Raw genomic sequence first — 16,180 nt, 5'->3', positions numbered from 1 at the left:
CGCTTGCGTACTGTTCGCCGACGTATGAGAAGTACGTCCGGGTTTTCACTGAGCCTGAAAGCCGGGAGGTAGAGTCGTATGCGGGTTGATATCGTTGCAGGCCATGCCAACGGGGCCGCGAGATCCGCTCGGGCTCAGGCGTTTTGGCCTGTCTATTTTTTGTTATGCGGCAATACATTGGTTGGCTCGTTTCTAGGATAAAGGCAAAGCCGTCGAAAGACGGTGACGCAAAGCCGCGGATCTAAAGCACGCTCAGACGTGCCAGGACGGCCGGGCTGCCGCTGGACGAATCCAGGCGGCGAATTTTGATGATTCAAGATTCCGCAGTGTGCCGTGGGGTTCGCACTGGCGACGGAATCCTCGTTAGAGGTCCGGTTCTATGTCCAATCGCCTGGCAATCATATTCTCTTGCGTCATCGTCGCGGCTGCCCTGGTGGGCTGCGGCGGGGGCTCTGGCGGCAGCGGGGGCGGCACGAGTAGTCAACCTGCGGGCGGAGGCAACTCGGGAAACCTCTCGAACAACGCCAGCCCCGCGGTGAGCGCGGGCAGTAACTTATCCAGCCTGCCCAGCGGCACGGCGCGTCACATCACGGATGTCAGTGTGCAGAATTACGGCAGCAGCAACTCTGCCGGTACAGTGGACGTGACCTTTGGCCAGGTGTTTGCGAAAGGTGACGTCGGCGCGAGTCAGCATGTGGTGGCCGCGGTCAACGGCCAGGTGCTGCCCACCCAGGTTGATCGCAAGGCGACGTGGGCGGACGGATCTGTTCGCCATAGCGTTGTCACGGTGCAACTTCCAGCGCCGGCCAGCGGCAAGGCGACCACGCTGCAGCTGTATGCGGTGGCCCACAAAGGGGGCCTGGGGGTGGGTACTGTGTCGCTTGATGATCTGCTGGGCACCAACTTCACGGCAAACGTGCGGATCACGCTCGGCGGCACGACCTATACGGCGAACGCGCGCAACGCACTTGAGCAGATCGCCCAGAGCGGAACCTGCCCCGCGTGGGGGCAGCGAAGCTGCAAGCGCTGGTTGTCGGGCGGTCTCGTAAGTGAGTGGATTGTGCCGGCCACATTGACCAGCGGCAACGCCACGGCGCCTCGTCTGCGTGTTTTCTTCAACGTGCGGGCGTATCGGGCCGCTGATGGCAGCATCGGTAACGTTCGTGTCGACTCAGTGATTGAAAATGACCAGACATACGCGGTGGCGCCCAACAATGAAACTTATGACGCAAAGATTACGGTGGGCCAGAATAGTTACTCGATTTCCAACCTGACCCAATACACTCAGACCCGTTGGCACAAAGTGCTATGGTCGCAAGGAGGCCATTCGTATTTTGCGGGCGTATCCACTGCCTATTTGCAGCAGTCGAAGGCGGTTTCCAAGTACGCTAACCTGAAGCCGTCGAACCAGTTTCTCGACTCGCGGCCCCAGGCCGCCCAGCCGATGAATCACTTGGACCAGACCCCCGACATGGGTGCCACCGGCGCGCAGGCGGGCATTGGGCCGTTGCCGAAATGGACTTCGACATACGTGGTTTCCGGGGATCAGCGTGCCTTCGCGTGGATGTTAGCGGATGACGACGCCGCAGGTGGCTATGGCTTTCATTACCGGGATAGTGCGACCGGCCGGCCCGTGACTATCGTCGATCATCCCTATATCACTATCGCCGATTACAGCCACGCCAGCCAAGCGGGCGGTGCCTTTGCCAAGGATCTGTTGCCTGCCTGTGCGAACAGTTGCAGCAACCCGAATCGATTCGAAATCGCGCATCAGCCGTCGATCGGATATGTGTCGTATCTAGAAACCGGCGATTTCTACTACCTTGAGGAGCTGCAGTTCGAGGCGAGCTACGATGAGCTTTGGGCTAATCCCAGTTACCGCAAGTACGCAAAGGGTCGTTTGCTGGAGGCAAGCCCGCAGGTTCGGGGGCAAGCATGGGAGCTGCGCACCATATCCAACGCGGCCTTCGCCACACCGGATCATGATCCGATGAAGACCTACTTCGTGGATCAGATAAATTACATCGTCAGTGATTATATCGCCAGCTATGTTGATGACCCGGGTCATCCGCTGCATACGCTCGATGCCTATGGTGCGGTGCACTATCCGGCGCATCAGCCGTCCAATATCAGCATAGCGCCTTGGCAGGCTGACTTTTTCACATGGGCGGTCGGTCACGCCGCGGAACAGGGCGTGCCGGGCGCCAACAAGCTATTGAACTGGCTGGCGCCATTTCAGATAGGTTTGATGACCTCGGCGAAAGATGGTGATACGAATGGTTTTTGCTGGCAGGTCGCGTCGGGCTACACTTTTCAGTTTCGGGACGATAACAATTCGCCGATTTACACGAGCCTCGATGAGGTGTATGCCAAGACCTACCCGAGCATCAACGGCCTTGGGTGTAATTCTCAAGAGATGGCGAATCAGTTGAGTACACCAGAGGACCAGCTGAAACCGGGGCAAATGATCGGGTTTTCGGCGTCGCCAACCGGTTTTCCGGCCAATCTGCAAATTGCGCTTGCGGTAGCGGCTGATAGTAGCGCAGGTAACGCTGCAAAAGCGTGGGCGGTTTTCGATGGCCGGGTTGATAAGCCAAATTATTCGCAATATCCGAACTTCGCGGTGGTTCCCCGGGGAAGTTAGTGATGGTGGGCGTGCCCATCGTTCAATTTGCTCTGTATGATCAGCTGTGGGTAGGTAGGCGTATATTCATATCGAAGTGTTGACGGGGCCGCATGGGGGCAGTTCTGAAAATTGATCTGATAGCGGCAGCGCGGCCCAATTTCATGAAGGTCGCGCCGGTATATCACGCTCTGAGGCGTCAAATGCGGTGCGATCTCCGGCTGGTTCATAGCGGACAGCACTATGACGCCAATATGTCCCAGACGTTTTTCCAGGATCTGGCGTTGCCCGATCCGGATATCAATTTGGGCGTCGGCAGCGGTACGCACGCCGAACAGACAGGCCGCACGCTTATGGCATACGAGCGGCTTTGTATCGATCGCCGGCCCGACTGGACGATTGTGGTGGGCGATGTCAATGCGACACTGGCCTGCGCTTTGGCTGCGACTAAAATGGGAATTCGTGTCGGGCACGTCGAGTCTGGGTTGCGTAGTCGCGACCGGAGCATGCCCGAGGAGGTAAATCGCGTGCTCACAGACGCGGTGGCGGATTTGCTGTGGACGCCATCGAGTGACGCTAATGAGAATCTGCGTTCCGAAGGCATCCCGGAGGCGCGCATTGATTTCGTGGGGAACGTGATGATTGATACGTTCGAATTCATGCGCCCGCGCATCGAGGCTGCGAGCACTCGGGCCGACCAGGGGCTCGTATTCGGCAGTTATGCCGTGGTAACGCTGCATCGTCCCTCCAACGTCGACGATCCAGCGCGCCTGGCGACGTTGGTTAACACGCTTGGGCGTATAAGCGCGGATCTGCCTATTGTTTTTCCGGTCCATCCGCGGACCCGGGCGCGTCTCGAAGGCGCGGGGCTGTTGAGCCGGCTACGGGCATGTGCCGGTATTCGGCTGCTTGAACCGCAGGGGTATGTGAGTTTCATGAACCTGCTCACCGGCGCCGCTATCGCTATTACCGATTCGGGGGGGATGCAGGAAGAGACGACCTATCTCAGCATCCCGTGTCTGACGATAAGAGATACGACGGAGCGCCCCGTCACACTTACCCAGGGCACCAACCAACTGGTTCGGGCCGAGCAGCTTCTTGATGCCGTGCATGCGGCTTCGTTTGCAGCCGATGAATCGTGGCGGGCTGCCCAAAAGCGGCCACCATTGTGGGATGGACACGCGGCCGAGCGAATTGTGGAGAGTCTGAAGCGGCATACGTGACAACCGTGATCGTACGGCCGGCGGGCGGCCGGTGTCGAAAAAACATACATGCCCGATGCCCGCTGTTCCGGGATGCAGCCCGGCGTTGAATGCAGCGATGGGCGGAACGAAAAACTTGTTATACTGTGATGGAAACAAAGCGCATGTGTGCGGACTGGAGTTTTTCCGATGAAAAACATGATCACGAGCAAATCTCGCCGTACTCATTTGATGATGCGTGCTGCGGTGGTTGCCTTGTGTCTGGGCGCGGCGCCCATGGCATTGGCGACATCGCCGGGCGGTTCGGCGCCCGAAGGGGCTGGGTATTTGTTGTCTCATGGGTCCACCTACTACAGGGCGAGTGCCTTCCGGCAAGGTGAAATCATGGGCTATCACGAGAGCCGTGATGTCCCCGAGCCGGCGACCTGGGGCATGTTTGGCCTGGGTGTTGCCATGATCGGGATAGGCGTTGCCTCGCGTCGGCGGCGGGCTCGCACTGCCAGCGAATGATGCCCTGCCGGACGCGATTATCGGGTCGATGGCGTGCGGCAGTTGCCATGGTGTAAGCCCCCGATGCCGAACGGTGTCGGGGGCTTTTTGTTGCACCATATGCAGGTGGGGCGCGTCGTCGCTAGCGTGAAATGGGTGTCGAAAAAATTGTCATTTTGGGCGTGACGGGCAAGTGATCGATTTATAAAGATAATTTGACTGCTATGGCCGGTAGGGCGGCTGTGATTGCGAGTCGGGCGCGGGGGCGTGATGGGTGCGCGCGCGACGCGCTTCTCGTAAAGCTTTGATTTTGTATTGATTTATTTTTGCGCGAGGCGGTGCACGGCCGGCGGTGCCGGAGCAGAGAGCATTGGGCGCCTGCGCGCGCCGCGGGATGAAATCCGGACGGAACCGTCGAAATAGTTAACGAGCCATCACCGCCCACTGCCGATTGCGGTAGTATCGACTTGGTTGAAATCGTCGCGCGTGGGGCGTGGTAGGCCTGCCCGCGGCGGTCGACTCATGGGCGGGGAGGCGTGAGGCAATGCCTGGTGGCTCGGCAGAGACGTTTTATGCGAGCGTGATGCGGTCGAAGGAGAGGGCGCCTTCAATGCTTGGGGACTCATGAATACGCTGCGTATCTTCAATCATCATGTGCATGTCAAGTTTGTGTTGCTGGGCGTGCTGCATTTCTTGCTGCTGATCGGTTCGGTGTTCGCGGCGGTCAATATTCGCTACATCACGACCGATACCCCGGTGATTGCCGATTACCCGATGATGACGCTCAAAGCCATTGCCTATGCGGTGATCATCGTGCTGTGCCTGAGCGCAATGGGGGTGTACCGGCCGCATCGGGAAAATCGCTACCTGGCCTTGTTTGTTCGTGTTCTGGTGGCTGTCGCCTTCGGCGCGGTATTTGCCATCGTGGTCTATTATATCCTGCCCGGCCTTTATCTTGGCCGCGGTGTGCTCGGCTTGGCGCTCCTGCTCTCGGCCGTTGCTGTCGCGGTCGTTCAGATGCTTTTTCACGCTACAGTGGCGCAGAGATCGCCACCCTGGCGTGTGTTGTTCTACGGGGCAGGTGATAACGCGGCCGAATTGTTGGCTTTTCTGCGTCGTCGCAGTGATCAATCGTTGTTCAATCTCGTGGGCTGTGTAGTCATCGAGGGGGAGTCGATCAAGGTGTCCGACGCGCTGCAATGTCGGCTCGATACAACGCTTTCGGATTACGCGCGTCGCAATGCCATCGACGAGGTCGTGGTGGCGATGGACAACCGGCGCCACAATTTTCCGTCGGATGCACTGATCGAATGCCGGGTCTCGGGGATCAACGTTGTCGACATGCTCACGTTTTACGAGCGTCAGACCGGGAAAGTGAAGACCGAGCTTCTGCAGCCGAGTTGGATTATCTTCTCGCACGGTTTCCGCCAGGGGGCGGTTGACAACGTGATCAAGCGGCTGCTGGACTTGGTAGCGTCGCTCGTGCTGTTTTTCGTGCTCTGGCCGTTCATGGTCGTGGCTGCGGTCGCGATCAAGATCGAAGACGGTCTGACCGCGCCGGTGCTCTTTCGGCAGACACGTGTCGGGCTCAACGGCCGCGAATTCCAGATCTACAAGTTTCGCAGCATGCGGGTGGACGCCGAAGCCATGTCCGGGCCGCAATGGGCTTCGCAGGATGACCCGCGCATCACGCGGGTCGGCCACATCATCCGCAAGTTACGGATTGATGAGCTGCCGCAGCTCTGGAATGTATTTTTCGGCCACATGAGTCTGGTGGGGCCCAGGCCCGAGCGTCCGGAGTTTGTCCAGCACCTGACCACGATCCTGCCTTATTACCGGGTGCGCGAGTGCGTCAAACCCGGGGTGACCGGGTGGGCCCAGCTGGGCTATCCCTACGGCGCCTCGGATGAGGATGCCAACGGCAAGCTGCAGCTCGATTTGTATTACGTAAAGAATCGCAGCCTGTTCCTCGATCTGCTTATCCTGATCAATACGATCGAGGTCGTGCTGTTCCGTAAGGGTAGCCGGTGAGCGCCCGGTCACGCCGCTTGCGCGGCTGATATCGGATCCTTGGCGATGTTTCCCGATCTCGACATCACCCAGGTGTGGCTGCTGTCCAACGGCGTGGGGGCGGTGGCCTTCTTTGCGTTGACGGCTTTCATCATGCTGGGGGTCCGCTCACATCACGCCGCCTCGCGGCTTTTGCTGGCGGCCTGCGCGATGACAGGCTGCTGGTTTGCGTTCCTGACCGCGGCGCCGCTGGTTTCCATCAGTGGTCCGTTGCTTGATGTCGTGGAAACGGCGCGTACCGGGCTGTGGCTCGTGACTGCAGCCTGGGTCGTTCCGGCCGGCCGGATGTCGATGCGTCATCGCTGGCTGCGGGGGATCGCCGTGGCCTTGCCCGTTTCGATCGTGGGCTACCTGTTGTGGCGTCTGGCCGACCCGTCCGGAATGATCGCGACCGGCCACAGCGTGCTGTTCACCGTGGGCGCGATGGTGATGAGTCTTTACGGGCTGGTGCTGGTCGAGCAGACCTACCGGGCCAGTAATCTGGATGCCCGTTGGGCCGTGAAGTATCTTTGTCTGGCGCTCGCCACGTTGTTCGCATACGACTTCATGATGTATTCGGGCGCCCTGGCCGCCCATCACATCGCATTGTCGGTCTGGAACGCACGCGGTGCCGTTAACGCGCTCGTCGCCCCGTTGATTGGTATGGCCGCGGCGCGTAACGCCAAGTGGTCGGCACGGGTAAGTGTGTCCAATCAGGTGATCTTTCGCACGGGCGCCTTGATCGTGGCCGGCGCTTATCTGATGGTCGTGGCCGGCGGCAGTACCTATATCCGCCGGTTCGACAGCAGTTGGGCCGAAGTGACGGCGCTGCTGTTCACCGTAACCGCCACGTTGTTGCTGGTGGTGTTTTTCCTCTCCGGTCAGGTTCGCGGTCATGCCCGTGTTCTCTTGCACAAACATCTGTTGCAGTATCGCTACGACTATCGCGAGCAATGGCTGGCGCTGACGCGACGGCTGAGCCGTGACGATGGTGATCTCGACGTATACGAGCGGGCGATCCGGGCGATTGCGCAACCGGTGGACAGTCCGGCAGGCGCCCTCTGGCTCGCCCGCGACGGGCGTTTCACCTGTGTTGCGGAATGGAACATGGCGGCAGCGGCGGATGTGTCCGAACCCCTGACCGGGGCGCTGGCCGTCTATCTGGGGGCGACGGCCTGGGTGGTCGACCGCGCGGAATTCGAGCGCGACCCTGCGAAGTACGACGGTTTCGAGCCGCCCAGCTGGTTTATGACGCTCGAGCGCGCACGGCTGATGATTCCGCTGTTTGCGGGCCAGCAACGGCTGGTGGGTTTTCTCGTGCTGGCCGAGCCGCGGGCCTCGTTCGAGCTCAACTGGGAGGAAATCGATCTGCTCAAGGCGTTCGCGCAACAGATCGGAGTCTATCTCGATTACCAGGAAGCCAACCGCGCGTTGACTCAGGCACGTCAGTTCGAGGCCTTTAACCGACTGACGGCCTTTCTCATGCACGACTTGAAAAACATTGCCGGCCAGCAGTCGCTCATGCTGGAGAATGCCGAGCGGCACAAACACAACCCCGCCTTCGTCGACGACATGATTGCCACTATTGAGCACTCGGTCACCCGCATGCGGGGCGTGCTCAACCAGCTGCAAAAGGTGTCGCGATCGGAGAATCGCACCGAGCGCGTGGATGTTGACGCCGCCATCGATCAGCTCATCGATGAGCTGGCCGGGACGTCCCCGGCGCCGGTCCGGCGGGGGCCGGCGAGCGGGGCCGTTGTGAATGCGGATCGTGACCGATTGATCATGGTGCTGCGGCATCTGGTGCGCAATGCCCAGGATGCGACCGGCGAACACGGGCAGGTTGAGATTGAAACGCGGTTCCGCGACGGTGGTATTGAAATTGCCGTCAGTGATGACGGCGAAGGGATGACCGCCGCTTTCATTCGCGATTCTCTGTTCCAACCGTTCGTGAGCACCAAGTCGACGCGGGGCATGGGGATCGGGGCGTACCAGGTCCGTGATTTTGCGCGCGCGTCCGGCGGTGATGTGTTCGTCGTCAGTACGCCGGGTCGCGGGACGCGGTTTGCGATGGTGCTGCCGGTGGTCGCCGATGCGTCGGCCGAGCCGGCCTTTGTCGAGGGGAGAACCTGATCCATGAATGCAGTGGCCGAACGACTACTGATCGTCGAAGACGATCCGGGATTGACGCGACAGCTGCGCTGGAGCTTTGATCAATACGATCCGGTTTTCGCCGCGGACCGAAACAGTGCCATCGACCAGGTCCGCCGCCATGAACCCCAGGTCGTGCTGCTCGATCTCGGCCTGCCGCCGGCCGCTGACGGGATCGAAGAAGGAATGGCCGCGCTGTCGGATATTCTGCGGCTTGCGCCAGCGACCAAGGTCATCGTCGTGACCGGCAATGGCGATGAGGATAGCGCGATCAAGGCGATCGCGGCTGGCGCCTATGATTTTTACCAGAAGCCGGTCGAAATCCAGGTTGTCGAACTCATTATCCAGCGTGCTTTCCATATCTGGCAGCTGGAGCGTCAGAACCGCCGCCTCCGGGCCGACGCAAACCGCCCGCTCGATGGCCTGATCGCGACCAGTGAGTCGATGCGGCGTATCGTGCGCCAGATCGAAAAGATCGCGCCGACCAGTGCAACCACGTTGCTACAGGGCGACACCGGTTCGGGCAAGGAGGTGTTGGCGCGCGCGTTGCACCGGCTCAGCCCGCGGGCCGAGCGTCCGTTCGTGGCCATCAACTGTGCGGCGATTCCCGAGCACCTGCTCGAGAGTGAACTGTTCGGCTACGAGAAGGGGGCTTTCACCGGTGCGCAAAAGCAGACGCTCGGCAAGGTGGAGTTGGCGGAGGGCGGTACGCTTTTTCTCGACGAGATCGGCGACATGGCCCCAAGCCTGCAGGCCAAACTCCTGCGGTTTCTCCAGGAGCGCGTGATCGAGCGTGTCGGCGGACGCCACGAGATTCCGGTCGATGCACGCGTGATCTGTGCGACGCATCGCGATCTCCAGGCGCTGATCCAGCAGGGTGATTTCCGCGAGGATCTGTATTACCGCGTTGCCGAAATAACCATCCGTATCCCGCCGCTACGCGAACGCAGTGGCGATGCCATCGCTATCGCGAAAGTGCTGTTCGAGCGGGCCAGTGAAGAACACGGCCGATCGCTGCGCGGTTTTTCGCCGGACGCGCTGGCCGCCATCGAGCAGCACGATTGGCCCGGCAATGTGCGCGAGTTGGAGCATCGTGTGAATCGCGCGGTCATTCTCGCCGAAAGCAAATTGATAGATGCCACGGATCTGGGACTGAGCGAGACCACATCGGATATGGATGACGGTCAGCTCAATCTGCGGCAGGTCCGCGATGCCGCCGAACGCAGTGCGCTAGAAAAGAGTCTGGGACGGGCCGATGGCAATATTTCGCAGGCCGCCCGGTTGCTGGGCGTGTCGCGGCCCGCCATTTACGATCTAATGCGCAAGCATGGGATCGAGCAGCATAACTAGGTTCACGCAGGCCGCCCCGGGGGGCGGGTATGTTCCGCGGCACCGTGTTGTCGAGTGTTCATGGTGCCGGGCTACACTGAGCCCGCGGTGTTTGCTTTCGAACATAATGGCCGTGCATGGGCCGTGTGAGCCGGTAACAGATCCAGGGGGAGTCATGGTCGAGTCACGCAGTTGTGAGAAAAGATCGTTGCGGATCGCGCGCGTGCTTGTGTTCTGTCTGGTGGCTGCCGTATTGATTACCGGTTGCTCGTCCTCTTCGCCCGAGCAGCGCCTGGGCAAGGCGCGGCACGCCTACGAGAAACACGACTATCATGCGGCCGAAGTGCAGCTGAAAACGGTGCTGCGCAAGCACCCCGACAATGGCGTCGCCTGGGCCTTGCTGGGTCACACCTCCCTGGCCGAGCGGCAATACGACGATGCGATCCACCAGTTCGAAAAAGCCAAGGCCAATGGCCAGCCTGCCGCGGCGCTCGCCCTGCCACTCGGACGCGCGCTGGTCGCGAGTGGCAAATATCAGCAGGCACTTAAAGCCCTGAACAAGCCGGAAGGCGACTCGCCGGATCACGTGCGGGCGCTGGTTGCGAGCCTGCGCGGAGATGCCCGGGCCGGGCTTGGCGATACCGACAAGGCGAGCGCCGCCTATGCGTCTGCCTTGTCGATCGAGCCGGAGTTGCCGGACGCGCTACAGGGACAGGCGCGGTTGGCTCTGCAGCGGGGGGATCTGAATAGCGCGCATGCGGCGCTGTCGAAGGCGGTCTCTGCGCATCCGGACGATGTCGGATCGCTGACGTTGCTCGGCCAGGTCGACTACCGGGCAAACAACTGCAGCGGTGCGGTCAAACGTCTGACGCATGCGATGCAGGTCGGTGCCCATTTAATGACCGGGGCGCAGGAGCGCAGTGCACGGGCACTGCTGGCCGATTGTCAGTTGCGCGTCGGCGATACGGACGCGGCGCAGAAGAATATCGACGCGCTTCTGGCGGCCGATCAGAGCAACCCCTTCGGCAACTACCTTCAAGCGTTGATGGATATCCGCCAGGGCGACTACCAGAACGCGGCCAATCACGTCCAGGCCACGCTCAACGTGGATCCGAACAATCTGCGCAGCATGACGTTGATGGCCTGGCTCCGGATCGTCCAGGGTCGGCCCGATGCGGCCCAGCCGTTTCTTACGCGAGTCCTGGCGCAGGCGCCAGACGACATGGCCGCCCTGCGGCTTCAGGCTGGCCTTTGGATGGCGCAGAACCAGGGGGAACAGGCCCGGGATCTCCTGGCGAAGGCATATCGGCGCCACCCCGACCAACCCGGTCTGCACAAGGCACTAACCGACGTCGTGGCCCAGCTCAAGCAAAATCATGCGAACGGCGAGCCGGCGAACGCGGGTATCGGCGATATTTCGCTGCAACTCGATCTGGCGCGTTCGCTGGCGCAAATGGGCAGCGAAGCCGCGGCACAGACCGTGCTTTCGAAGATCAACCCGAGCAATGACGCCCAGCGTCGCGCGGTGGCGGCCGCTCGGGTACGGATCGCGCTGGCCACGGGCAAAAAGGCAGACGCGCTGAAGCAGGCGGAGACGCTGGCCCGGGAGAATCCGAGCGATCCCGAAATACAGAAGCTGCTGGCGCAGAGTTATGTCGCGACGGCCCGCTACAGCGACGCGGCGCAAGTGCTTGCCAAGGCCCATCAGGCGAATCCCGACGACGACTCCCTGGTCCGAGCCCAGGCCGCGCTGGCGGCCAAGCGCGGGCGTTATGCCGAGGCGGTAGACGAACTCAAACCGCTGCAAAGCGCGCAGCCGGACAACACCGATCTGACGCTCGCGCTCGCCGCACTCTATGCGCGCGCGGGCCAGGCGTCACAGGGCATCAGCCTGTTGCAATCGGCGGTGGGGCGCCAGCCGAAGTCGGCGGTTTTGAACCAGGCCCTGGCCCGGGCCTATCTGGCGAATGGCAAGGCCGGCCCGGCGCTGAAGCTGATTGACAACCAGCTCAAGTCAAACGAAAAGTCGGCGGATTGGTTGCACCTCAAGGGTGTCGCGCAGCTGGTCCAGGGCCAGACCGATGATGGGCTGAAAACGCTCGCGCGCGCGGCTGACCAGGCTCCCGACCGTCCCGACCTCGCGCTGGCTGTCGCCAAGGCCGAGCTGTCGTACGGCCACCGCCAGGCCGGCATCGCGCGTTTGCAGAAACTGCGCCAGCAATCCCCGGCATTCTGGCCCGCGGCCAGCGTGCTCGCACTGGCCCAGGCGAATGCCGGCAACACGGATGCGGCGCTGGCGCAGGTGACCGCGCTGCGGCAGGCCGGGCGCGATTTCGATGCGGACGTTCTCCGCGGTGATGTCCTGCGTACGGCCAAGCGTTTCAAGCAGGCCGATGCCGCTTACGCCAGGGCTTATCAGAAAAAGCCCAGTGCCCGGCTGGCCATGGCCATGTTCAACACGCGCCGGGCCGGCCGGCTTGACAATCCCGCGCAGCCGCTCGAGCAATGGCTGAAGCAGGCCCCGGGGGATGCCACGGCAGCTCTGCAGCTGGCCGCCTGGTATCAGCAGAATGATCAGGCGGAGCGCGCGGCGTCGCTGTATCAGAAGGTGCTCGCGGCCCATCCCGGCGCAGTGATTGCACTGAACAACCTCGCGCTGATCAACGCGAAAAGTCATCCCGGGAAAGCGCTCAGCTATGCCCGCAAGGCACACCATGAGGCCCCGGGAAGCGCAGCGGTGACCGATACACTGGGCTGGATACTGGTGTCCCAGGGACAGCAGGATTCCGGCATCCCGCTGCTCGAGGCGGCCGAAAAATCGGCGGGTAAAAACAATCCCGAGATTCGGTATCACCTGGGCGTGGCCCTGGCCGGCCGTGGCAAACCGCAGGACAGGCAGCGCGCGAAAACGCTGCTCAGCCAAGCGGTTGCCGCCGGTCTGAGCCCGGACGAGGCGAGTCACGCGCATCAGATATTGAACCGGTTGGCCGGCGGCGGGGGCACCGGTTAGCCCGGTTTGTCCGGCGACCGGGGAATTTCATTTACAATCAGGCGGAGTCAGCGGCATGATGCGGAAAATCGGGTTCCGGCATGAACAAGACTTCGGGGGCGAAAGCGTCGACCAACCGTAACCGACTCGGGCGGATGCACGGCCGGGTAATGACAGTCTCGGGCCGTGTCGGCCTATGGGGGATGGCAAAGTGTTTCGAAATCGTTTGTTTCTGACCTGGGTGGCCGCGATTCTCATGGCCGGTCTGATGGCAGGCTGTGCCTCGGCGCCGCCCAAGGCGCTCAAGGGCCAGGCACCGACCAGCACCTATCGCATCGGGCCGGGCGATCAGCTGAATATATATGTCCGCAACAACCCTGATCTGAGCATGCAGGTGCCGGTCAGGCCGGACGGGGAGATATCCATCCCCCTCGTGCAGTCCATGAAGGCGGCGAATAAAACGCCCAAGCAACTTGCCAGCGATCTGCAGAACGCGCTTTCGACGTATGTGCGCGATCCACGCGTGACCGTGATTGTTACCCAGTTTCACGGCACCTACGCGGACCAGGTGCGGGTCGTCGGCGAGGCCGCGCAGCCACAGTCGATGCCTTACCGTACCGGCATGACACTGCTGGACGTGATGATCAACGTCGGCGGCCTGACCCAGTTTGCCGCGGGTAATCGCGCCAAGCTCGTGCGGCATGAAAATGGTCAGACGAAGACCTTCAATGTCGATATTGCGGACCTGCTCAACGGCAACATCAATGACAACGTGCCGGTTCATCCGGGCGATGTCGTGATCATTCCCCGCACCTACTTCTAGAATCCGGCGCGATAGTGCTGGCCGAACGGCCTGCACCATCGCGCGCTAATCTGAGCGAGGACCATGCAGGAAATCCTCTCACTCGTCCTGGGTCAGCTCCGCAATATCTGGCGTTTTCGCTGGATTGCGCTGGGTATTGCCTGGCTTATTGCCGTGGTGGGTTGGTTGTATGTCTACAGCCTGCCGGACCAGTACAGCTCCTCTGCGCGCGTGCACATCGACACCAAATCGGCCATCGATCCGCTGCTGAAGGGGATGGCGATCACACCGAACACCGATCAGCAGGTCAGCCTGTTGATTCGGACGGTACTCAGTCGCCCACACCTGCGCGACATCGCGCGCTCTACCGGCCTCGACCTGCGGGTGACCACGCCGGAGCAGGAGCAGGCCCTCATCCAGGGCCTGCAGAGACGGCTGACCCTGAAGAACAGCGGGGGAGATGCCGACCTCTACACCATCAGCTATACCAGTTCACAACCCAAGCTTGCGCAGTCGGTCGTCCAGGCCGTCATGAGCATCATGACGACCATGGATCTATCGAATAAAAACAGCGGCAATACCACGCAGGCGGTTTCGTTTCTGAACAAGGAAGTCGACAAGTACAAGCAGAAGCTCAACCAGACGGAGCAGACGCTCGCGCAATTCAAGAAGAACCACGCGGAGCTCATGCCCGGGACGAACGACTACGTCAGTCAGGTGCAGAAGCTCAATACCGACATCGACTCGATCCAGGACAAGCTTGCGACCGCGCGCGATCGTAAGGCCAATATTCTTGAACAAATGCGCTCCGGCGGAAGCGGCCACGCCAGCGTGCCGCCGGCCCAGAGTCAGCAGGTTCAAAGCATCGACAAGCAGCTGGATGCCGAACAGCAGAAACTATCCCAGTTGCTGACCCGCTACACACCAAAGCACCCCGACGTCATTGATGCCAAGCGGCGGATTGCCGATCTCAAGCAACGGCGCAAGGATATGCTGGCCCGGCTGCGGTCCCATCCGGGCGAGATTCAGGCGCCCTCCGGGGCATCGTCGTCCGGCGGGGGCAATGGCGCTACCCTGTCCGATCAGCTCAACAACACCAAGGTACAGATCAGCACGCTCGAGTCATCGCTCCAGCGCAAGCAGGACCAGCTCAAGAAGCTGCAGGCCGGTGCCGACTCGATGAATGACGCCCAGGCCAAGCTCGCCGAGCTCAGCCGCAACTACCAGGTCACGCGGGACCAGTACGAAAAGCTGTTGTCGCGGTTGTACAGCGCGCGTCTGTCGACCGATGTGCAAAACAGCAGCAATGCGTTGCAATTCCGTGTCATCGACCCGCCCGAAGTGCCAGCCGAACCGTCTGGGCCCAAGCGCTTGATTCTAATGGTCATGGCGTTGATCGGCGCGATAGGCGCCGGGCTTGCCTTTGCATGGTTTCTCGCCCAGATCCGTCCGGTGTTCTCGAGCCGGCGTGACCTGACCGAGGCGACCGGTTTCCCCGTGATCGGCGCCGTGAGTCTGGCGCTCAGCCCGGCGCAACGCGCCGATCGGCGGCGGTCGATGCTGGTATTCGTGGTTTGCTGTTTGTCGTTACTGGTCGGTTTCGCCGCGGCGCTGGTCTTGCTGCCCGTGGGCGTGCAGTGGGTTCCGAACATCGTCTCCGGACAGGTTCTATGAGTATTGTCGAGAAGGCCGCCGAGCGGCTGAAACGCCAGGAACGACGGCAACCTGTTCAATGGGCCGACGATCACGCGTTCGACGACGCTCCCGTGTTCGATACCCGGGAGCCCGGACAGCGCGAGCCGCTGGAGCTGGACGATGTGCGGCTGCGCCGGGTCGGATTGCTGCCGCCGGAGTCGATGGCGCAATTGATCGGGCGTGAGTTGCAGCGGATCAAACGGCCGATTCTGAACGCCATGGCAGAGGATGCGTCGGCCGGCACGCCGGCCGCGAACCGGATCATGGTCACCAGCGCCAACCCGGGCGAGGGCAAGAGTTTCACCACCTTCAGCCTGGCCCTCAGTCTGGCCAACGAGCTGGATCATTCCGTACTCCTGATCGACGGTGATGTGGCCAAGCCGGGTATCAGCCGCAATCTGGGGCTCGAACGCGAGCCGGGGCTGATGCATCTGCTGACGCATGCCGACGCGGACCCGGAGCATTGCGTGGTGCCGACCAGCGAGGCCCGGCTGTCCATCCTGCCGGCGGGGCGACGTAGCCGTCGGGCGGCGGAAAGCCTGTCGAGCCGCCGAATGAGATCGGTGCTCGACGAGCTGTCTGCGGATCCGGCCCGGATTCTGCTGTTCGATTCCGCGCCGCTTCTGGCGACCGCCGAATCCCAGGCGCTGGCGGTCAACGTGGGGCAGATTCTTATGCTCGTGCGTGCCGAGCATACCGAAAAAAGAGCGGTTGAAGCAGCGTTGTCGTTGATCGAGCCGTCCGGGGCCGATATCAGCCTGGTGCTGAGCCAGGGACATCAGTTGTTCGGCGAGCGGCACGCTGGATATTACGGCATGTACCCGGCCGAGTCGGAGCGTACGGAGTAAGCC

The 16,180-nt window shown here is 61.5% G+C and carries 10 protein-coding genes and 1 riboswitch; all 10 genes read left to right on the top strand.

Translation table 11 applies throughout. The features are described from left to right. Nucleotides 1-192 precede the first annotated feature (192 nt). Nucleotides 193-283, top strand: a riboswitch (cyclic di-GMP riboswitch). Nucleotides 284-379: 96 nt separating this feature from the next. Next, nucleotides 380-2,644 carry a hypothetical protein gene (locus tag SALB1_RS00530; protein WP_145961204.1) on the top strand — a complete coding sequence of 755 codons (2,265 nt, stop codon included), beginning with the start codon at nt 380-382 and terminating at the stop codon, nt 2,642-2,644. 92 nt (nt 2,645-2,736) lie between these two features. Beyond that, nucleotides 2,737-3,846: a non-hydrolyzing UDP-N-acetylglucosamine 2-epimerase gene (gene wecB / locus SALB1_RS00525; RefSeq protein WP_109992075.1), complete on the top strand. Its 1,110-nt coding sequence runs from the start codon at nt 2,737-2,739 to the stop codon at nt 3,844-3,846. Between the two features lie 168 nt (nt 3,847-4,014). Further along, the gene (locus tag SALB1_RS00520) at nt 4,015-4,335 is read left to right on the top strand and encodes a PEP-CTERM sorting domain-containing protein (RefSeq protein ID WP_109992074.1); all 321 of its coding nucleotides are present in this window, start codon (nt 4,015-4,017) and stop codon (nt 4,333-4,335) included. A gap of 603 nt (nt 4,336-4,938) precedes the next feature. Continuing rightward, nucleotides 4,939-6,345, top strand: a complete 1,407-nt coding sequence (locus SALB1_RS00515) for a TIGR03013 family XrtA/PEP-CTERM system glycosyltransferase (protein ID WP_109992073.1) — start codon at nt 4,939-4,941, stop codon at nt 6,343-6,345. Between the two features lie 45 nt (nt 6,346-6,390). Beyond that, a complete protein-coding gene (prsK, locus tag SALB1_RS00510; RefSeq protein ID WP_109992072.1) occupies nt 6,391-8,496 on the top strand; it encodes an XrtA/PEP-CTERM system histidine kinase PrsK in 2,106 nt (701 codons plus the stop codon). Between the two features lie 3 nt (nt 8,497-8,499). Beyond that, nucleotides 8,500-9,864, top strand: a complete 1,365-nt coding sequence (prsR, locus tag SALB1_RS00505) for a PEP-CTERM-box response regulator transcription factor (protein ID WP_109992071.1) — start codon at nt 8,500-8,502, stop codon at nt 9,862-9,864. Then, complete coding sequence (prsT, locus tag SALB1_RS00500; protein WP_109992070.1) at nt 9,842-12,853, top strand: XrtA/PEP-CTERM system TPR-repeat protein PrsT; 3,012 nt, start codon at nt 9,842-9,844, stop codon at nt 12,851-12,853. Before prsR ends, prsT begins: the two co-directional genes overlap by 23 nt. A gap of 220 nt (nt 12,854-13,073) precedes the next feature. Next, on the top strand, nt 13,074-13,655 hold the full coding sequence (locus SALB1_RS00495; protein ID WP_222843048.1) for an XrtA/PEP-CTERM system exopolysaccharide export protein: 582 nt from the start codon (nt 13,074-13,076) through the stop codon (nt 13,653-13,655). Between the two features lie 63 nt (nt 13,656-13,718). Continuing rightward, nucleotides 13,719-15,308 carry an XrtA system polysaccharide chain length determinant gene (locus SALB1_RS00490; protein ID WP_109992068.1) on the top strand — a complete coding sequence of 530 codons (1,590 nt, stop codon included), beginning with the start codon at nt 13,719-13,721 and terminating at the stop codon, nt 15,306-15,308. After that, nucleotides 15,305-16,177 (top strand): hypothetical protein, encoded by an 873-nt coding sequence (locus SALB1_RS00485; protein WP_109992067.1) that lies wholly within the window; start codon nt 15,305-15,307, stop codon nt 16,175-16,177. Before SALB1_RS00490 ends, SALB1_RS00485 begins: the two co-directional genes overlap by 4 nt. Nucleotides 16,178-16,180: the final 3 nt, after the last annotated feature.

Source organism: Salinisphaera sp. LB1, from assembly GCF_003177035.1.
Classification (GTDB): Bacteria; Pseudomonadota; Gammaproteobacteria; order Nevskiales; family Salinisphaeraceae; genus Salinisphaera.
The sequence above is the reverse complement of the archived record's forward strand: the minus strand, read 5'-3'. Positions and strand labels throughout refer to the sequence as shown.